Raw genomic sequence first — 21,235 nt, 5'->3', positions numbered from 1 at the left:
AAAGCTGACGATTGTCAGCTTTTTTATTATGCATTAATAAAAACTGCACCTATTTGTGGTACGGTTCACCGTAAAAGTTCTAAGTGAGGTTTGAAAGGTTCCCTTCGGCTATTAACGGACTAAAGTTGGACCAACTAATGCTTCTGGTTTTTCCCCCAATGCCAACTTGCTAATATTAGCATAGCTGAGTTGTTTATACGTTTTTAGCAACTGCTTTAAATCAAGGAATTTTTTATCTGTTTTTAAATTTTCGATTTCCTGATAATAGACAGACAATACATAATCATCTTGTGACGTCGGATTGAATTTACCTGGGTCTTCATCCATAATTAATGAGCCCATATATTGATATCCAAACTGTAATTGACGAGTCAGTTTAATGATATTTATAAATTTTCTATAAATAGATGGTTTTGCGGTATTTAATTTTTCGATAGCCATTTGCGCATTTTTCAATTGGTTGTAACTTGATGTTGTCAGCATAATATCTCTTCCTTTTTGATTCGTATTAGTCCCATGGTTTATCCAGTGAAAGTTTGGACACGAGTTCTTTATTTTTTTGTCTTTTTAGCTTGCGAACTCTTTCACGTTCTTTTCCCGTTTCATAGAGAAATTTTTCTTCCTCTGTTTCTGGAAGAACAGTTGGCACTTCTATCGGTCTTTTATCTTGACCTAGAGGAACAAAAGTTAAGAATGCAGTAGCTGCGATTCTACGGTTTCCGGTTTCAAGATCTTCGGCAATTACTTTACAGAAAATCTCCATTGACTTTTTACCTGTATAGCTGACAAATGATTCAATACAGACCGAATCACTTTGTCGAATCGGTTCGAGGAAATTAACTGAGTCGGTCGATGCAGTAACACATTCCTTTACCCGTGAATGCCTGCGAGCGGAAAGCGTCGCACAAGCATCCATCTTCATCATTAGAACTCCACCAAATAATGTATGATAGTTGTTCAAATCATTAATGAGTACTTGATCCGTTTGAACAACACGCGTTTCTTTAACTTTTTTAGCTTCCATAAATTACCACCCTATATAAAATACATTTGAAGCGTTCGCCTCATATGCATTAGCATTTTCACAAGGACAATTATAATATGACTATAGTGGAAAGATACAATGCCAATCCCATATACAATTCATAACAAAACGGTATGTAAGCGCTCTTTAGCCTATACAATGAAAAAAGCCTCCCCTTAACAAGGGGAAGCCTTCTAATATATGACTCAATCTAGATTATGAATCATGGTTATGATTAGCTGTCGACAGCTTTACTTTGGCAAATCGGATAAATTCTTTCGCAACCTGTGATAAGTATGCATCTTTTTTCCAGATCATCGCTAGATTCCATTCGATTGTCGGGTTGGTTACGGTTATAGTTCGAAAATCATTTGCTAGTTCTAAACATATATTCTCAGGCAGCAAAGTAATACCTATATTGTAAGCAACCAATTCTTGAATAAAATCTAATTGTGATGTTTCCGAAATAATTATCGGTTGAAAACCAGCTTCTCTGCAAGCAGTGATGACAAGGTTTCTTAACTCAAAATCCCGGTTGAACATAATAAAGCTCTCTTCTTTAAGTTCTTTCAATGACACTTCCTGTTTCCCGGCAAGACGATGAGACGAGGGTACAACTAGTTTTAATTCCTCATTAACAAACATATAATAGTCGAAATCATCATTTTTTTCAGGAAGAACGACAACCCCAAAATCTAGCAAACCATTGACAACCTTCTCTTCAATCGGCTTAGAGCCATCCTCTTCCAATTGGAATGTCACCTCTGGATATTTTTCATGAAACGAGGCAATCAGTTGTGAAAAGAAAATGGAATTGGTAATCGCAGGGAGCCCAATACGGACATGGCTTTTTTTTAGCATGAACATCTTACCAAGTTCCGCATCCAATAGCTGCAACTGTTTTTCAATTATTAATGCATGTTTTTTTAGAATAAGTCCTGCATCTGTTAATATCAGCTTTTTTCTTGTACGAATAAATAGCTGTGTACCAAGTTCATCCTCCAATGATTTGATAATTCTACTGAGGGCAGGCTGCGTAATGAATAGATTTTCAGCTGCATTGGTGAAATTGCCAGTACGGGTAACTTCAATAAAACACTCCAAATGTTTAATTTCCACTCTTATCAAACACCTTATATACTTTTTGGCTATGTTAAAGTCTAGTGTTGATTTTTGACTCATTTGACTGAAACGAAAAGAAAACGTCGAGAAAATTCATTTTCTCTTTAGTTTTTCTTTTCGTTTCAATCACTTTCAGCATCTGCTGAAAGCGTGCAAAATAGTCATTTTGCACGAATGAGTCAAAACTGCTGCATATCAACATCAGTGTTTAACAAAGCTTACTTTTTTAAAGATAACTTAGTTTACCACACTTTTTACTTTAGTACCCTCACTTGTGATTTATCAAAAAGGCAGACCAGCATTTTTCATAAAACCTCATTTACTTATGATTACGATTCACAGTATCAAAATTAGAAATAATTTAAAAAACTATAACTAAGCTTTACTATACGTTAGTTCCTTTTTCCTTAGTACATCTGACACAGGCTGGGGATCTCGCCCATACAATTCTCTGGCTTTATAAGCATGCACACCCTCATATATAGCATGCATCTTGTCATAAACCCATTTTTCTGTTTTAGTAACTGGAGACCAACAAAAAATGTCCATTTTATTCAACTCATTTGTAACCAAATGGATTCGTTCATAACGAATAGAATTCATCTTTAAAAAACCATTTTTCTTATAGAATTGTATTCTTTTTTCTGAGTCAGGATCTATAAGAGTAACTGGTTCAACTTCTAGTATGATCGCTTTCCCCTTTTGTTTCAGTTGGTCAAGAATCCTACTGCCTCTCCCATTTCGACGGTTGTTTCGGGCCACTAGTATGTAATCTATGAAGATAAAATCAGACATTTCGAAGTAAACAAGTACAAAGTCTTGACTTTCCTCTATTTGATAAATTCCTTGTTTTTCGTTAAAAAGGATTTCAAAATGCTTTCTCGATTTCATTTCTCTTTCTGGAAAATAGTCTGTCAATCTAGCATACCAGTTGTTCATTACATTACCCCTTTGCCCGAGTTTTTGAAATAACATCTATTTTGACGTCTTCCCTATTTTAGTAAATCAATGTAAATAATTTGTTAAAGTCGTTTGAAGTATTTGTACAATTTATGTAAATCTGAAAATTTAGATATTATTCTTTGCTAGAATAAGGCTGTTATGATCTTTTAATTAATTCAAAAATAGGGAGAGTTATTCAGATGAAACAGAACAAGGGTAAAATAACGGCATTGCTGGGCTGGAGCCTGCACGCAATCGAAGCGATTGACAAAATGAATCGACCGTATGTGGTTGTGGGTCCCCCTGAATTTCAAGAATTTGCTGACACCCATGGTATACATCTCGTCCCATGGGTATTTGAAGATTTACAGATGCGATCAGAAGAACTCTATGAAAAATTAAAGGATCTCAATACTAAAGTTGCCGTACCGATTTACGAGGAAACCGTTGAATGGGCTGGTGCTTTAAATGCAAAGTTACACAAGAACCCACGCATTTTCCATAAATCCCTGCTACTCCGTGACAAAGGGTTGATGAAGCGGAAAGCCCAGATGGCTGGCATCCGTGTGGGAGTATTTGCGGAAGCTGAAAACAAGGATGATATCTATCGATTCTTAAATAGAGTAAACGAGGCATTAATTAAGCTTGATGGCGATTTGAATGACCCTATACATGTGAAGCCATTTAATAAAGCGGGTACAGTTGGCCATCGAATGATTCGGGACCGACACGAGATAGAACAAATTTGTGATTCTGAATTTCCGCTCCTTATGGAAAGCCACCTTGATGGTCAGGAATTCTCCTGTGAGGCATTTATACATAATGGGAAAGTAAGGTTCCTAAATATTACCGAGTATGTAAAACTTGGTCATTCCAATTTCGTACCTGCTTCCCCTTCGCTTGAAGAATGGCGGCCGATGATTAGGGAAGCGATTGAAAAGCTTGTAGATGCCTTTGAGATCGAAAATGGCGTCATACACCCTGAATATTTCATTGCCCCGGATGGAACTTTGAATTTCGGCGAGGTGGCCGCTCGTGTTCCTGGTGGTCATATCTTTGAATTAATCGAAAAGGCATACGGATTCAGCGCATTTCAGGCACAAATTCTTTGCAGCGATCCGGATACAACCGAAGAAGAACTTGACGCCTTTTTCCCTGAGGAAGTGGTATCTGCAAAGGGATATGCAGGCAGCTTGATGGTCTATCCAAATGTAACAATTATTGAAAAGCTTAATATCCCTGAGGATCTCAAAAACCATCCTTATTTTGAAAGACATGATATGTTCATTCCTGTTACCTCCAAAGTTGCAGAACGGGTGGGCTTTGGGAACCATTACGGAACGATTTTCTTCACCGGAAATGACAGCGAAGTGATGAGAACCCTCATGAAAAAATATGAAAAATATGATTTTTACCTTTAGGAGGGAACAGTAGGATGACGACCCAGTCAAAAAAGAAAAGGATGAGTAAACTAACTGCTGTCTTAAAAAATAGATTTGAAATTGCCCTAGATAGACTTGAGGAGGCAAAATCTTTCGCGAAAAGCATGTACCAGACAGACGTTTTTCAATTGGCGATTGAACTTGCTGGATCAGAGGATGGACTTACCATTCTTTATGCAAATGCCCCTCGCTTTGACAAAGCGGGTGTCTTCCTTGGCGGACCATGGGAAGACCCTGCAAAAATGCAGCCCCCACTTGCCGGCGGTTCACTAAAGCTTAAAGGTGTCCAATCCATTATAGAATTGTTAAGTGAAATGAGAATGCTTGCAATTGCCAAAAGTGAATACATTCACGAAAGCTTTAGTGCGGAAGAGGCAGGCGCTTTTTTAAATGAAATCCTTGCACTAAATCTCGACCTTTTATTCCCGCCAGAAACTGAAGAAAACCGCATTCAATTAGATGATCACATAATTCGAGCACAGCGCTTGTTCCAATACCTGGGTCAAGAACTTTCGTTCAAGGCGATTGTTGATAAAATTGCTGAGGAGATTGACCGCCTTACCGTTCAGCGCCCTATTATGACTGGACGGATTTTAAACATGATTCACATGTTTGAACCCTTAATTGAAAGTGTACAGGATGAAAAAACTGCAGAAGCTCTTAAAAAGTACTCGCGTGCTGCCAATGGTCCAACACCACTAAGTAAGGATGTGTCGAATCAAAGGGAATATAGACTCGGATTAGCGGAGGCCTTTGTTGATGAACTTGAGGCTGAATCCAAGATGTTTGCAGGATCAATGAAAGAAACCGGGCTTGTTTCCCCCCATCACGCCGTACTGTTGCGATTCCTGAACCGGAAGAACCCTGACTTGATTCCTGCAGCCCTTGATTTATCAGAAACAGGGACTGCTAGCTTTAATGCCAATCGAGACCTGATTCACGATATGATTCAACTGTCTATCTATCCTGAAACTCGGCAAGCAATATATGGCCTGGCAAGAATGCTTGACCGCGGTGTTCTTTCACAAGATCACCTGTTGCCTGCCATTCGCCGTTTGTTTGAACTCCCAATCCATTCTGAGGTCAAGCAAATCCTTTCGAAGCCTGAATTTGAACGGTGCGGTATTAGCCTGAATGGCGTGCTCGTTGCTGGGGTAGTTAGTGTTCTCGGACAGCCGCTTGGTGTTGGACAGGGTCTGAATCCTACTTGTCAGTCAGCAAGAGCCATATCGCTGTGGTCTCAGCATGGAATTGGCCAGCTTTTAGAGTACATTGCCCGTGCCGCCCGTGATCATGATATTGACATGACATTTGAGGGTGAGACCATCCACTCCAGCCTCATTACTGGTGGAGTTGCCGGAGAAATCCACCAGGATTTGGATCCTGTATCGATTGTTCTTGTATCTCACCTCGATAAAATATATAACGAAATGATGAAGCGAACACTCCTGCGCGGAGAAGACGGCCATAAGTGGGTGAACCCAGAATTTTACGGTGAGTGGATTCCTAAGGGCTTTATAAATGTAATTAATCCATTCACGCTAAAAGTCGCCAATTATTCCACGTTCGTCCGGCTGTTCTATGCTACCCACCATCCGGAATATAACGAAGGGTACGAATTGATTTATCCAAATCCAGTTGGGATTTTCATCACCAACGTACACGGGGAGCTGCTCGGTCTTCACGCCGTATCGGTTCAAAGGATTAATAAAGACCATAACGGAGATTATCGGATTTATTTTTACAATCCGAACAACGACAGCGGTCAGAATTGGGGACAAGGCATTGAGCCAAGCGTTTCTGGTTTCGGTGAACTTGAAGGTGAATCCTCCCTTTTGTTTCATCAGTTTTTATCTAGAATGTATGCCTTTCACTATAATCCATATGAACAGGGTGATATCTATATGGTTGAGGATAACCTTGTGGAAGAAGTGGAAGCATTGGCAAAAGACAGCTGGGGCAAAAATTATGTATGGGCTTAAGAAAACCGCAGGCGCTGAAGCTAGACAGTTCTCAAAGTTAAACCTTTAAATAAACAGATCGTCTCGAGGAGGAGCGTTTTGAAAGTATCTATTATCGGCACTACTGGATATGGCGGTGGTGAACTTTTTCGCTTGTTACATCACCACCCTGTATTTAGTATACACTCAGTGCATACGACAAGAGATGAGACCCCATTATATGAAGAGTTTCCGCATCTATACGGAATTACAGACTTAAAACTCGAGCATATCGATGTTGAAGAAATAACGAAGCATTCAGATATCGTTTTTATTGCCGCACCTTCAGGTGTATCTAGTAAGCTTGTTCCGGCCTTCTTGGATACAGGTATTCAAATTGTTGACTTATCCGGTGACCTGCGGCTTACCGATGTAGAAGTGTATAGGAAATGGTATAAACACGAACCAGTTAAAAGCAGTTTATTGAAAAAAGCAGTTTATGGGTTGAGTGAATGGAATAAAGAAAAAATTACCGAAGCTAAATTAATCGCAAATCCTGGCTGTTACCCTACAGCAGCGTTATTGGGTCTTGCACCAGTGGTAAAAGAAGGTTTGATTGACCCGGAATTAATTATCATTGATGCAAAATCTGGTGCATCCGGAGCGGGAAGATCTGTATCTAAAAGCCTGCTATTCCCAGAAATCAATGAAAATTTCCAAATATACAAGGTAAATGAACATCAGCATATTCCAGAAATTCAACAGCAATTGAATCTTTGGAAAGCAGGAGTTTCACCAATCACTTTCAATACTCATTTGCTGCCGATTACAAGAGGAATCATGGCTACCATTTATGTCAAGCTTACAGACAATATTAATTCTGATAGACTGATTGAAATATATAATGAACAATATTTGCACAGTCCGTTTGTGAGGATTAGGCAGAATGGTAATTTCCCATCTGTGAAGGAAGTCTCTGGTTCGAATTATTGTGATATTGGTTTACATGTTGACGAGAGAACAGGAAGGTTAACGATCGTTTCTGTTATCGATAATCTCATGAAAGGAGCTGCCGGTCAGGCGGTTCAAAATGCTAATTTAATGAATGGATTAGATGAGAAAACGGGATTAGAGTTTATACCCATGTACCCTTAAGGAGGATTTGGAATGCCACTATTGCTAAAGGATAAAATTGTTGAGATTGAAAATGGGAATATCTTGTCACCACAAGGATTTACAACAGCAGGGGTCCATGCCGGCCTCCGCTATGCTAAAAAGGACATAGGGGTCATTATTAGTGAAATCCCGGCTTCATCGGCAGCAGTTTATACGACAAACCAATTCCAAGCAGCTCCTTTGAAAGTAACTCAAGAAAGCATTGCTAGTGAAGGACTCTTACAGGCTGTTGTGGTAAACAGTGCCTGTGCCAATGCTTGTACGGGAGATCGAGGATACATGGATGCATTAAAAATGCGCTCCTTAACATCTGAGAAATTCAATATCAAAGAACATTATATAGCCGTTGCATCGACAGGTGTTATCGGTGAGTACTTAGATATGGATAAAATCACAAACGGCATTGAATCCTTATCACCAGGCAAGTTAAACAGTGATGCAGTTGATTTTCAAACCGCTATTTTGACTACCGATATCGTGATGAAAAGCTGCGGATACACCGCTTCTATCAACGGCAGAACGATTACAATTGGTGGTGCTGCAAAAGGATCGGGTATGATTCATCCGAATATGGCAACTATGCTTGGTTTCCTAACTACGGATGCAGCCATCTCTTCTGAGCATCTTTCTGCAGCTTTAAAAAATGTAACTAACAACACATTTAATCAAATCACTGTAGATGGAGATACCTCCACAAATGACATGGTTCTCGTTATGGCCAATGGAATGGCAGAAAATCTTCCATTAACTCCTGATCATCCGGAATGGGAAACATTTATTGAGCTCTTAACAAAGGCATGTGAAAAATTAGCGAAGCAAATTGCTATGGATGGCGAGGGAGCTACAAAGCTAGTTGAAGTCGAGGTATTAGGCGCAAAGGATCATGAAGAAGCAAAATTCATTGCCAAACAAATCGTCGGGTCAAATTTAGTGAAAACCGCTATATTTGGTGCTGATGCCAACTGGGGACGAATCATCGGAGCAATTGGGCAGACAAATGCAGTGATAAATCCTCATCGAGTCGATATCGCCATCGGTCCTATTCAAATGCTTAAAAATAGTGTCCCATGTGTATTTTCTGAGAATGAAGCACGGGGCTATTTAAATCAGCCCTTTATTCAGATTTTAGTCGATCTGCATGTGGGTAATGGAGAAGGAAAAGCATGGGGCTGTGACCTATCTTATAAATATGTCAAAATAAATGCAAGCTATCGTTCGTAAGGATTGGTGAAATAGGATGAAATATCTTGTTATCAAATGCGGCGGCAGTGTATTAGATGAGTTAACCCCTTCTTTTTTTACAAGTCTTTCCGAACTGCAAAAGCGTGGGTTTAAACTAGTCTTTGTTCATGGCGGCGGCCCTAATATTAATGACATGCTCAACTTATTTCGTGTGAAACCACAATTTGTAAATGGACTTCGTAAAACAGATGAGCAAACACTAAAAATTGCAGAAATGATTTTATCTGGACAGACAAACAGAAAGCTTGTTGCAATGCTTCAGCAGTACCAATTCTCCGCAGTTGGTTTCAATGGAAGTGACGGCTCTTGTTTACAAGCTGATTATATAAACCGTGAGCAGCTTGGTCTGGTTGGAAAAATCAGCAAAGTAAATACGGAATTCTTAGAACTAGTCCTAAAAAATAACTTTATCCCTGTCATTACCCCGATAGGAATTACTGAAAAAGGCGAAAAACTTAATATTAATGCAGATTATGCTGCAGCAGAGGTGGCTAAAGCCCTTCGTGCGGAACAATGCCTATTTGTGACCAACGTGGATGGAGTATTCATTGAGGGCTCTCTCGCCTGTTCCCTATCCAAACAAGAGGTTCATAGTTTTATATCAAATGGTGAAATTAGCGGCGGAATGATTCCAAAAGTTCAATCGGCGCTTAATGCTGTGGAAAAAGGCGTCGAAAGCGTCATGATTGTGTCCGGTAAAAAAACTTTTTTTAAAAATGGACAATGGCACGGTACTAAAATTTATCAGAAGGAGCCGATCACGAATTGAGTTACTTATTTCCAACCTATGCACGCTGGGAGATTGAACCTGAATCAGCTAGCGGCAGTACTTTGACAGATAAAAATGGGAAAAAATATCTGGATTTCACTTCAGGAATCGGCGTCTGTATTCTTGGACACCGCCCGAATAATGTCGAAGAAGCAGTTCGTAAGCAACTTAAACAATTTTGGCACGTATCGAACCTTTTCCAAAGTGAAAACCAAGAGACGGCCGCAAAAAAGCTTGCAGAAGCCGCCGGACTGGATCGGGTGTTCTTTGCCAATAGCGGTGCAGAAGCAAACGAAGCGGCCATTAAGCTTGCTCGTAAAGCAACAGGAAAAACAAAAATTATCACCTTTAAGAATTCCTTTCATGGCCGGACTTTTGCGACGATGTCAGCAACAGGCCAAGACAAAATAAAGCATGGATTTGGACCAATGCTCGAGACATTTGTAAATGTTTCATATAATGATATTGAAGCTGTTAATAGTGAAATGGGAAATGATGTTGCCGCTGTTATGATTGAGGCTGTACAGGGTGAAGGCGGGATTCATGTTGGTAAAAAGGATTTTCTACAGGGTGTTCAAGAGCTTTGCAAACAGTATGGAACACTTTTCATCATTGATGAAATTCAAACTGGAATTGGCCGAACAGGGAAACCATTTGCCTTCCAACATTTCGACCTAGACCCAGATCTTATTACATCAGCTAAAGGGTTAGGAAGCGGATTTCCTATCGGAGCCGTCATCGGGAAAGAGAAATTGGAGCCATTTTTTGGTCAAGGGAGTCACGGCTCGACTTTCGGAGGAAATCCTGTCTCGTTAGCGGCAGCTATTGCTACAATGGATGCCATTTTTAAAGAGGAATTTTTAGATGAGGTTGTTGAAAAAAGTGAGTTTTTCTTTAAGCAACTCCGGAATAACCTAAACCATTTAACGATTATAAAGGATATCAGAGGTATGGGACTGATGGTTGGAATTGAATGCAAATTGTCCGCAGCGCCGCTTTTAAGTGAGCTTCGAAAAATGGGACTTATCGCATTGCCAGCAGGAGAAAAGGTCATCCGGCTATTGCCGCCGTTAACTGTATCAAAAGAAGAACTGAAATATGGTGTCTACATTATAAAAGAAATTCTGGAAAAAGAATTCCTAGTAGCCGATATGCAAGCGTTGCTTACTAAATAGTAACAATTTAAGGACCCGAAAGATAATTTCGTGGTCCTTGTTTTTTGGGCTTAGTCAATAAGATATTAAAAGGCCATATTAGCCAAAGCTGTTTGTGATGAAAAAAGAAGATTTTATTATTTGAAATATTCACCATCCTGTGGTAAATTAATCAAATAATAATTTAAATTTAATAAATATTCTTACGATTTAATCGTTTAAAACATTCCTACTCCTGTCATTTGAATCTCTCCTGCTCAGCTGGTAATGTTGAAGGATCATTAGCCAGCTAAATGCCGTACCCTTCTCGGTATCTACGTTGCATTTGCGTTATTTTCTCCTAATCAGTTATTCTCTTTATTTTTTGTCAATAATATATTGTAAAGGCAATAAGCAGAGGAGGGAATGGATATATGGGACTTTTTCTATTTACTTCGGAGGATTCATTTCAAAGGGCCTTTTATCAGTTATGGAAAACTTCCGCATTAACTAAAAGATTATTTCAACATGCAGTTTATGAAGAAGCTGCAGCCCTTCTCAAGGAACCGAATGGGTTGGCAAAAATTCACAAATATGCGCATCTCTTTGATGAAGCCGGGTTATTTGCTGGGAAGCCCTGGGAGAATGTCCGCAAGCTTAATCCCCCGCTAGTAAGAGGCACTTTGCATGCCGGTGGAATCATGGCAGCAGCTGAGGCAATGAGCAATCTCAGAATCCTCTCCATTGCCAGAGGTGATTATGTACATCCTGAAATGTCGGCTGCAGAAGCAACTGAATTCTTGACAAAAGTCATGGCTTTAAACCTGGACCTCCTTTTAATGAAAGAAACGGAGGAAAATCGGGTAACGCAGCTTTACAAAGACAAACAAGCTTCAGAAATTCTAGGATTTATTTCAGACCATTGTTTTTCTTCCCATGTTTTTCAAATTTTGTATCAGGAAGTGGATAATCTCGCTGTCCAAAGGCCTATCGTAACCAACAAAATCCTAAAATTAATAGCCAATGCAAGAAAATTAGCCAACGACCAAAAAGTTACAGATTCAAGCCTGATGAGATACGAAAATGCGGTCTATTCTCCATCGAATCTGGCAGCCGCTAGGGAAAGCTATGAAAATAAATTGAAGGCCAGTAATGATTTATTATTAATCAAAGAAGCTGAGCAGCTGCGTGAATCCATGAAGCATACCGGTCTTGTTTCGCCCTTCCATACGTTATTTTTAAAATTTATTAATAAAGAAAAGCCAGATTTGCTACAGAGCCTACTGGCTGCGGACAAAACAGCCAGAAAAAACCTCCGTTCGAATTTGCCATTTGTTACTTCATTAATCACTTCAGCCGTTACAATGAATACTAGGGGAAGCATTTATGGTTTAATGTGCCTTCTGCAACGGGATATTTTTACGAGCGAATTGATAGGTGAAGTAGAGAAACTTGTAAAAGTGCCTATACACGATCAGATTAAGAATAGGCTTATAAACGTTTATAAGATATTAGATTTATCTGCACTTCGTTCTCTTGTTGTTTCAGGAATGATTAATGTTTTAGGGCAGCCCCTAGGTATTGGCCAAGGTTTTAATCCAACATGCCAATCAACAAGGGCACTGAGTTATTGGTCACAAAAGAATCCTGTCATGCTGCTCAAATTGTTTAATAATTTTCTAGAACATGGAAAAATCACGATTCCTTTTGAGGGAAGACCAATCTCTTCAGATGCGCTTCCGCATGTCTCATTGGACGATGAGGATAATATTGATACCGTCTCACTACTCTTGATTCCTCACCTTGATTCTATTTATTTTGAAATGTTAAAGGCTGCCAATGGACGCGGTCAGGATCCCCATAAATGGATCAATCCCTCTTTTCATATAAATGGAGTTTGGAGCGAGTTTTCAGATATCTATAGTGACTCCGACTTTAAGGCACGGTTCTATCGGCACTATCACCCTTTAGAAAATCCAAATGTTAATGAAGGACTTCCCCAGCCGGCCGGGATTACAATTTACAACCAAACTGGTCAAGTGCTTGGTGCCCATGCAGTACTGATTCAAAGAGTCTGCCATGATCCAAAGGGCTGCATTCGTGTTTACTTTTATAATCCAAATAACGATAGTCTTCAAGTATGGGGAAACTCCATTAGAACAAGTGTTACTGGGAATGGTGAGCGTGATGGAGAGTCATCCCTCCCTTTTGAAGATTTCCTCTACTTCTTATATGCTTTTCACTTTCCAAATCAAGAGTGATACCTCTCACATGTTTCAGTAGTTATCCTCCATTATTTGTTTTAAACCCTAGGTTACTTTAAAAGGAGCGATCTAGGGTTTAAAAATAACTCCCAGCCATTTTTTTATTAAATCTTTTAATCCTATTTTACTAGATTTAAAACTTTTAGAGAGGAAGAATATCCAATGACAATTCATAAACAATCTATGCGGACTTTTATCAATGGGAAAATTTTCACCGCTAATCCGGAACAACCATTTGCAAGCACCATGATTGTGCGAGATGGCACCATTTCGTGGATTGGTGAGGAATCAGATTTGGAAAATATTGATGGAGATTGTGTGGATCTTAAAGGTCAACGAGTGCTTCCTGGCCTTATTGATGCCCATTTGCATCCTTTGTGGCTTGCAAATGCATCAACCCAAATCGCCTGCACCCCTCCATTTGTCAATTCGATAGAAGATTTAATTGAACAAATTCGGAATTCATGCAAGGCCAATGAAACAGGTAAATGGATTGAAGGCTGGGGTTACGATGAAGGGAAATTGTCTGAAGGGAGAACACCAACACGCTGCGATTTAGATGAAGCCTCAGTGGATATTCCGATTTTCATCAGTCGGACATGTACCCACATTGCTGTAGTTAATAGCAAAGCATTAGAGTTGGCAGGTATTACGAGAGAGACCCCCGATCCACCAGGTGGAAAAATTGACCGGGACTTAAATGGGGAACCAACAGGAATTTTACGTGAAAATGCAAAAGATCTCGTCTATCGCATTATGCCTGCAAAATCTCTTGAAGAAAACGCTGCGTCACTTGCCGAATTAAGTACTTTCCTGCTTTCACATGGAATCACAGCCATTACCGATCTTTCAAGCAGAACCGAGCCGATTGATTACCTAGAAATGTATCAAACAGCTGTCAAAAAAGGACTTAAACAACGTACGGTTCTATACTATCTGTGGGAAGATTTGAAGGACAAACCTTTATTGGTACCAGATAAAATCAACAGAGAAAATCAAATTCACATTGGCGGTATTAAATTATTTTCAGACGGAAGTGTCTCAGGAAAAACAGCATGGGTCAATCCCCCTTTTTTAGGGGAAAAAGAAAATTTCGGTATTCAAACGACAACAAAGGAGGAGTTATTAGCTGCAGCTAAAGCAGCCGAACAGAACGATATTCAATTAGTTGTCCATGCAATGGGCGAGCAAGCAATTGAATTAATCATTGACACCTTCTTTGACAAACCAGGCTGGCTTACCGATGGTCCTTCTATTCGGATAGAGCATGCAGCAATGCCCACACCTCAGGCTATTCTGCGTGCTGCTGTAACGGGTATTGCCTTTGTGACACAGCCCATTTTTGTGTTTGCAGAAATTGAGAGCTATCATAAAAACCTCGGATCTGAACGTACAAAGGAAACCTATCCGATTCCAGCCTTGCTTGAGGCAGGGATAAAAGTGGCGTTTTCTTCCGATGCACCTGCTACCGCCTGGGCTGATCCCGTAAATCCATTTGTCGGGATCAAATCTGCTGTGACACGCGTGGCGTATAATGGTGCAGATACTGGACAAAAACAAAGGATTGATGTGATTACATCCATCATGCTTTACACAAAAGCCGCTCAAGAAATCACCAGGATTCCCCATGTTGGGCAGCTTTCCGTTGGCAATTATGCCGATTTTATTGTGCTTAATCAAGACATATTGGAAATTTGTAATGACAAGATTGATACTGTTCTGGTTAAAGAAACTTATATGGCAGGAAATATAGTTTTCCAAAGATAAGTCTCTTCGATATGCTCCATTGCTTTGGGTGAAATATGTTCGGAAATTGATATTTATTTACATGCCCTTCAGACTGTATCCGAAATAAGTGGTAATGCCTAGGGGTACAGTCTGTGCAAAAAAAATCGATTCCTCCAATAAGGTAAGGAATCGACACTCTAAACCCGAATAATTATTATAAGTCTAGTCTAGCTTTCTATATACTTTTTTAATCCATAATCTGAAAAAGAATCTTTGAAATATCACTATTCTCCATTCTTCCACTGAACAAATGTCTATTTAGACCCTACTTCTCCATTTAAGGCAAACTGAATCGCCTCGTTAAATGCTGCTTCGAAATCTTTAATCTCACTCATTGCCCCCACCGATATCATTGTCATGCCCTGCCCAATCAATTTGGCTTCCTTCTACTAGAAGAAAAAAACCATTTGGATTTTGCTGTAAGCGATGAATGGCAGCCTTTGTCATTTGGGAAAGAGATGGAATAGTAGAATCACGATCAATCTATTTTGGAAGTTCTATTGGTGCAAATAATCCTAACAGCTGCTCGGATTTGCTCGTAACAAGCTCTTAACGAAGAGCAGTAGTATATGAAAAACCCATACCATCTCCAATAAGGAAAATCACGTTTTTTACTTTCTTCGTTCTATTAAAATTCATGATAGGCAGAAACGAGTTCAAAAGAAAATCGTTTTGTTGAACGGTGGAATTTAACAAATCTAACAACACCTTTCTTTTATAATCCTCACTTTATAGAACCTTTCCTTTTACGGATAGAATAAATTTACTCATAACAATTCTTTTATAACATATAAAAAGCTTGGCAAAAGGAGGAATATAATAGTTTTACAATAAGTCCAAAATGTACCTTTTTCAATATACAGAATCTTTACATTTTATTAACGATATCTCAAGAAGAATTATCCTCATCTTCAAGTAAAATAAAGGGAACTTAGGTTTTAGAGGGATACGCCAAATTGAATTGAGTTTTTTGAATAATTCAAAATTAAGACTAAGGAGTGATCAAGTGGATACTTTTTCGCACGTTGTGATCGGTTTAGGTATAGGTGCTCTAGCTCAGTTGGATCCGGTCGTCTCAGCTAATGAAACCTTAACACAGGCTGTCATTTTAGGTACTGTTATTGGTTCAAATGCTCCTGATTTTGATTTTCTGTATCGTTTAAAGGGAAAGGGAAGCTATATCCGGAATCACAGGGGCCTGTCACATTCATTTCCTGCTCTGCCTTTATGGGCCATTATTGTTTCTTGGATTCTATTTCCATTCGCTGGCTTATCATTTTCCCATCTATTTTTATGGACTTTTTTAGCTGTTATCCTCCATGTTGTTTTTGATTTATTCAATGTACATGGGACGCAATTACTGCGGCCTTATTCTCGAAAATGGATTGCCTTTGATGCTGTTCCTTTATTAGATCCCTACATTCTTCTCATCCATTTTCTCGGTTTCGGTTTAATCTTATACTATCAAGCAGGCATAACCTTTCTTATCATTTATATAATCCTATTTTTCTACCTTGCCATACGCACTCTTTCTGCCATATTATCGAAAAAACACCTACAAAGTCATTTTATTAATGCAGAACGTATCAAACTAATCCCTCGTATAACGCTGTTTAAATGGGATATTCTCATTGAGACCAAGGAAGATTTCCTATTTGGCATTTACACATTAAGAGGTCTAATCATTGAACATACCCTTGCCAAAAAAATCGACTTTCCGTTATTGGTCTCCAATAGTCGAAATGATCATAGAGTTTCAGACTTTCTTGCCTGTACTAATTATGCGTATCCATTTGTTGATGTGAGAAAAAACGGATATTTGGTCTATTGGAAGGATCTTCGTTTTCGTACAAAAAGATTTTTCCCTACACTTGCCATACAGTTTATCTCCTCTGATTTCCAGAAAAAGAATAGCTACATCGGGACATTTAACTCTTTGAAACAATATAAGAAAGTGGTAAGGAAACTAACGAATAGCTCCTCATCAATCAATTAAAAGTAGATGACCACAATTTGTGGTCATCTTTTAATTGATTAAACTCTAATAGGTTCGAGGTGAAGGGGTAACTTCTCACGGCTAGAGGTCTGTAGATGCTTGGTACTAATCCGATTTATTATCTTGTCTAGTAACAGTTTAACTAGACTATGTGTAATTCTAGTAGCTTTATCGTTAAGTTAAGGTAAAGTTAAGAAAATAATGATAGATTGATCGTCTTTTAATTTAATGGACTTTCCTTAACATACAAAAAAAGCCGACCATTACTGACCGGCTTATCTATTCTATTATACTTCAAAAAATGAATCTTATTTATTCTTAAAGATTTTTTTGATTTCCTTCTGCATCACGTTCAACTTTCATTTTAGTTACAGGAAGATACCCTTGTTCATTTAACAAAGTGCTTTGGATCTCATCTGACATCATGAAGTCAAGGAATGCTTTTCCTAATTCATTCGGTTCGCCCTTAGTATATGAATGTTGATAAGCCCAAACTGGGAAATCACCAGATTGTACATTTTCTGCAGTTGGTTTTACACCGTCGATTGCAAGTGGTGTTACAGAATCATCAGTGAAGTATGAGAATGCAAGGTAACCAATTGCACCATCTGTTTCGTTAATAATCTTCTTAACAGTGTTTGAAGAATCTTCAGTGATACCTTCAGCAGGTGTCGCGCCATCAAGGGCAAACTTATTAAATACTGCACGTGTACCAGAAGAATCAGGACGGTTTACAAGAACAATCTTTTGGTCTTTACCGCCAAGTTCTTTCCAGTTAGTGATTTTACCAGTAAACACTTTAATTAAGTCTTCTTTTTTAATATCTGTAATGCCGACTTTAGGATTAACCGCTGCCGTCATACCCACTACCGCTACTTTGTGGTCAACAAGCTGATCAGCTGGGATGCCCTCTTTTTCTTCAGCAAAAACGTCTGAGTTACCTATTTGCACAGATCCTTCAGCTACTTGAGATAAGCCAGTACCAGATCCGCCAGCATTTACTTGTACATCAACTTTTGGATTTGCAGCCATAAACTCTTCAGCTGCCGCTGCCACTAATGGTTGCATAGCTGATGAACCAGAAACAACTAATGAGCCGGTAAGTTCCTTATTTTCTTCTGTTTTTGTAGTTTTCTCGGTTCCTTCTGTATTGTCTTTCGAAGTACTGCCTCCACATGCAGCCATGAAAACCATTAACGCTGCAAATAAAGTAAGTAGGCTAATTTTTTTTAAGCTTTTCATACCTTTTATTCCCCCTACGAATTTGGTCATTACAATGTTGTCTGCCTCACATGTTTAAGAATAAAGGGTAATTGTTAACTCAGTATTAAGGGTTTGTAAAGTTTAGTAGAAAAATATCATACGAAATCTAAACATACTTTTTACAATATATTAATAATGAAGTTACTATTTCCTAATATAATTTAGAGTAATTTACTGTAGTTATATTCTTCGGAGGGTGACGTTGTATTGCAATTAATAAATTGTACATTGCTCATAACCAAAAAAATATTATAGGTATAAGTGTTGTGAGATTTAAAAGTCAAACAATAATAAGGAGTGATTGTATAGACAGGTGTTCTCATATCATCATGAGGTTCCATCGCTGAAATTGATTCTTAGTCGTTGATCATTCTGCTCTATCACAATTTTTGTTCTAAGAATTTCAAATAGTAAGTCATCTTTAGCGTTTACACTTTTCCTGCTCTTTCCTTTAATTTTTTTATAACATACTTTATATCAATAACATTATTTTTGGACATTTTCAAATAACAAAAGGCAGATGGTATTAGAAAGATTTGCAGTATAGATAAAGTATAGATATAACTATAAGGCGCATTGAACCTAGTAGATAAAATTCCAAGCAAAATACCAACGCCTGCGTTTCCTACTGTTCTTCCTAAACTATTGCAAAAGTTAGCGATACTAAAGGCAATCCCTCTATGCTCAGGGAGATTTACATCTGTTAAGAGTGCCATCCAATTGGGGGTATTGGCTGATTGGGCAGCCGAAGCAAAAAGAGATAAAACAAACATAAGCGTAATCCAAGGATTTATGAAAATTTGCTTTAGAATGCTCATTAAAATAATGAATTCATTTTTATCACCATTTGGTAATGACAGGTTAGTCATTGGCACAAAAAATAACAAGATATATAGGGGTATGGTAATAAGAACGAAAAAAGCGGTAAAATAAGCTCTACCTTTATAGGTTTTCCTTTGAATTTTATCTCCCAGATGCCCAAAATAGAATGATGCGATGCCCCCAAGCTGGAAAATCGCATAAAGATAGCCTGAGACAATTACAGCTGTTCCCATACTGTAGCCTTGCTGCATTATTTTAAATATATACAAGGTCGGAATCCAAATCAGGCTCCCAGTTGCAATATTCATCAAGAATGTCTGTAAAAACAAAAATACATTGCTGCCTTTTAAGATAAGAAATTTTACGTGTTTGTCTTCCAGATTGTAGTTGTAGGGTGGAGTATTTTTTAACAACTCTTTTGGTTTTGATTGTAATCCACCTCTGATTGGCTCTTGAATAAAAAGAAAACTAAAAATAACAAATAAGCCAATAAAACCAAGTATTTCGAAAGGCCATCTCCAGCTGTTATTCGCAGTAGTTAAAGAAGCCAAAATCGATCCCGTTATTCCGCCCAAACCTTGGGCCATGCCCCAAAAACTTAAAATCAAACCGCGTTTTTGATAGGGAATATATTCTGTTAAAACACTGCAACCAATTGAAGCAATACAGCCTAAGCCGAATCCGGTTACCATTTGAAAGAACAAAATTTGAAAATAACTATTACTAAAAGAAGTTAAGAATATCGATAAGGACCAAATAATTGTAGCTATAATCAGCATCTTCTTTTGTGGATACTTCCCTGATAGGTATCCCCAATAAATAGAGGAAATGGAGGTAACCAAAATATTGGCAGCTGATACAAAACCCAAACTCGCTATTTTTATATTTAAATCCTTTGCTATGTATTGAATAAGCGGCGGAAACAAACCAATTACAATATGTTCAAAGGCAGCAAGTATGATTATTACAGCAATTGTATAATTGATTCTCCATTTTAAGCTCTTCATAGTTAATAATGCCCCTTTGAATTGTTTTATTTTTATCTACAATATTATCTAAGTTTGCTATTTCTTATATGGATTTTTTTAAATCTTAATATGAAAATTACAATTTTAATATTCTTAAAAAGGGCTGATATTATGAAAAAGACATTATTGATTATTTCTTCCGACCATACAGGGCATGGACATAAAAGTATAACAGAATCTCTTTGTGAGAGAGTCAAAAGTCATAATGAAGTTAACATTCATGTAGTAGATGGCTTTTTGCTTGGTAAACAGTTACTTTTAAAAATAGGAAAATCCTATGGACCCATAACAAGAAATTCAGAACATCTATGGAAGATGATTTGGAAACTCTCAGCTTTGAAACCCTCTGTAGTTGACAATTTTATTGAAACCCTTATAAGGGATAATTTTCTTAAATTACTGTCCGAAATTAAACCAGATATGATTTTATCCGTTCATCCTAATTTTAATGGCTCAATCTTGAACATTTTAGAAAAGCAAAATATAAATATCCCTTTCATTACTCTAATTGCGGATCTTGTAAACATTTATCCCCTTTGGGCTGATAAAAGGGCAAATTACATTATTAGCCCCACTTTTGAAGCCCAAAATAAGTGTATTGAATTTGGGATTCCGGTTGAGAAAATAAAGGTTTCAGGATTTCCAGTTCGATCCCGATTTTTTCTGAAGAACTTTAATCAACGAAAATTCTCTAAAGAGGAACAATCGTTAAATTGCTTGATCATGAGCGGTGGTGAAGGTGTAGGAAATATGAAGAAAATAGCAGAAAACCTGCTTGATCATTTTGATTGTACAGTTAAACTTGTAGCCGGGAAAAATGAAAAACTTAAAACAAAGCTGGAAAGATCCCTGAAGACCCAATATGGTAATAGAGTAGAGATTTATGGTTTCACCCAAAATATCCAAGATTTAATGCTAACTTCTGATATTGCTTTTACTAGGGGGAGTCCTAATGTCATGTTTGAAGCAATAGCTTCCAATACACCGCTAATCATTACTGGTGCATTGCCAGGTCAGGAAGAGGATAATCCTGCATTTGCTGAAAATTTCGGTTTGGGAGTGGTATGTAAAAATCCAAAGGAAATTAAGCAGACAATAACCAAATTACTTGAGAATGATGGAGAAAAACTAAATAAAATTATAAACTGTCAAAGGAATTTTATAAATGCAAATGCAGCTGAAGACATTCTACAATTTATTCTGAAAGTTGGAGAGCCTTATTATGAAGAAGCACAAGTTAACCTTTCTTAAATTCCATTATTTTTTTAATAACAATAAGCTGAC

At 38.1% G+C, this 21,235-nt stretch carries 16 protein-coding genes and 1 pseudogene; 10 read left to right on the top strand and 7 right to left on the bottom strand.

What is annotated here, in order from left to right; translation table 11 throughout:
* Positions 1 to 111 precede the first annotated feature (111 nt).
* From COD92_RS10830 to COD92_RS10815, 4 genes are all read right to left on the bottom strand, one after another.
* Positions 112 to 483 carry a hypothetical protein gene (locus COD92_RS10830; RefSeq protein ID WP_098530551.1) on the bottom strand — a complete coding sequence of 124 codons (372 nt, stop codon included), beginning with the start codon at positions 481 to 483 and terminating at the stop codon, positions 112 to 114.
* A gap of 25 nt (positions 484 to 508) precedes the next feature.
* Positions 509 to 1,024: an acyl-CoA thioesterase gene (locus COD92_RS10825; RefSeq protein ID WP_098530550.1), complete on the bottom strand. Its 516-nt coding sequence runs from the start codon at positions 1,022 to 1,024 to the stop codon at positions 509 to 511.
* A gap of 216 nt (positions 1,025 to 1,240) precedes the next feature.
* Positions 1,241 to 2,143, bottom strand: coding sequence for a LysR family transcriptional regulator (locus COD92_RS10820; protein ID WP_098530549.1), 903 nt, complete (start codon positions 2,141 to 2,143; stop codon positions 1,241 to 1,243).
* Positions 2,144 to 2,521: 378 nt separating this feature from the next.
* A complete protein-coding gene (locus COD92_RS10815; protein WP_098530548.1) occupies positions 2,522 to 3,085 on the bottom strand; it encodes a GNAT family N-acetyltransferase in 564 nt (187 codons plus the stop codon).
* A gap of 203 nt (positions 3,086 to 3,288) precedes the next feature.
* Between COD92_RS10815 and COD92_RS10810 the strand changes: the two genes are divergently transcribed.
* The 8 genes from COD92_RS10810 (at position 3,289) to COD92_RS10775 (ending at position 14,821) form a co-directional block, all read left to right on the top strand.
* Entirely contained in the window at positions 3,289 to 4,509 is a 1,221-nt protein-coding gene (locus tag COD92_RS10810) for an ATP-grasp domain-containing protein (protein WP_098530547.1), read from the top strand.
* Positions 4,510 to 4,523: 14 nt separating this feature from the next.
* A complete protein-coding gene (locus tag COD92_RS10805; RefSeq protein WP_255286655.1) occupies positions 4,524 to 6,512 on the top strand; it encodes a hypothetical protein in 1,989 nt (662 codons plus the stop codon).
* Positions 6,513 to 6,590: 78 nt separating this feature from the next.
* Positions 6,591 to 7,625 (top strand): N-acetyl-gamma-glutamyl-phosphate reductase, encoded by a 1,035-nt coding sequence (argC, locus tag COD92_RS10800; RefSeq protein ID WP_098530546.1) that lies wholly within the window; start codon positions 6,591 to 6,593, stop codon positions 7,623 to 7,625.
* Positions 7,626 to 7,637: 12 nt separating this feature from the next.
* Positions 7,638 to 8,867 carry a bifunctional ornithine acetyltransferase/N-acetylglutamate synthase gene (argJ, locus tag COD92_RS10795; RefSeq protein WP_098530545.1) on the top strand — a complete coding sequence of 410 codons (1,230 nt, stop codon included), beginning with the start codon at positions 7,638 to 7,640 and terminating at the stop codon, positions 8,865 to 8,867.
* A 16-nt stretch (positions 8,868 to 8,883) separates the two neighbouring features.
* On the top strand, positions 8,884 to 9,657 hold the full coding sequence (argB, locus tag COD92_RS10790; protein ID WP_098530544.1) for an acetylglutamate kinase: 774 nt from the start codon (positions 8,884 to 8,886) through the stop codon (positions 9,655 to 9,657).
* Complete coding sequence (locus COD92_RS10785; protein ID WP_098996298.1) at positions 9,654 to 10,832, top strand: acetylornithine transaminase; 1,179 nt, start codon at positions 9,654 to 9,656, stop codon at positions 10,830 to 10,832. Before argB ends, COD92_RS10785 begins: the two co-directional genes overlap by 4 nt.
* A gap of 392 nt (positions 10,833 to 11,224) precedes the next feature.
* A complete protein-coding gene (locus COD92_RS10780; protein WP_098996297.1) occupies positions 11,225 to 13,051 on the top strand; it encodes a hypothetical protein in 1,827 nt (608 codons plus the stop codon).
* Between the two features lie 165 nt (positions 13,052 to 13,216).
* Entirely contained in the window at positions 13,217 to 14,821 is a 1,605-nt protein-coding gene (locus COD92_RS10775; protein WP_255295272.1) for an amidohydrolase, read from the top strand.
* 302 nt (positions 14,822 to 15,123) lie between these two features.
* Here COD92_RS10775 and COD92_RS10770 read toward each other — a convergent pair.
* Positions 15,124 to 15,370, bottom strand: a pseudogene (locus tag COD92_RS10770) (alkaline phosphatase); the annotation flags it as partial.
* A gap of 478 nt (positions 15,371 to 15,848) precedes the next feature.
* Between COD92_RS10770 and COD92_RS10765 the strand changes: the two are divergent.
* On the top strand, positions 15,849 to 16,838 hold the full coding sequence (locus COD92_RS10765; RefSeq protein WP_176550426.1) for a metal-dependent hydrolase: 990 nt from the start codon (positions 15,849 to 15,851) through the stop codon (positions 16,836 to 16,838).
* A gap of 318 nt (positions 16,839 to 17,156) precedes the next feature.
* Here the strand turns inward: COD92_RS10765 and COD92_RS10760 are convergent, their stop codons facing one another.
* Entirely contained in the window at positions 17,157 to 18,080 is a 924-nt protein-coding gene (locus COD92_RS10760) for a phosphate ABC transporter substrate-binding protein (protein WP_098530540.1), read from the bottom strand.
* Positions 18,081 to 18,529: 449 nt separating this feature from the next.
* Positions 18,530 to 19,930 carry an MFS transporter gene (locus COD92_RS10755; protein ID WP_176550425.1) on the bottom strand — a complete coding sequence of 467 codons (1,401 nt, stop codon included), beginning with the start codon at positions 19,928 to 19,930 and terminating at the stop codon, positions 18,530 to 18,532.
* Positions 19,931 to 20,062: 132 nt separating this feature from the next.
* On the opposite strand from COD92_RS10755, the gene COD92_RS10750 reads away from it, so the two are divergent.
* Positions 20,063 to 21,202, top strand: coding sequence for an MGDG synthase family glycosyltransferase (locus COD92_RS10750; RefSeq protein WP_098996295.1), 1,140 nt, complete (start codon positions 20,063 to 20,065; stop codon positions 21,200 to 21,202).
* The last annotated feature ends 33 nt before the right edge of the window (positions 21,203 to 21,235 follow it).

The organism is Bacillus sp. AFS037270 (genome assembly GCF_002585305.1).
The sequence above is the reverse complement of the archived record's forward strand: the minus strand, read 5'-3'. Positions and strand labels throughout refer to the sequence as shown.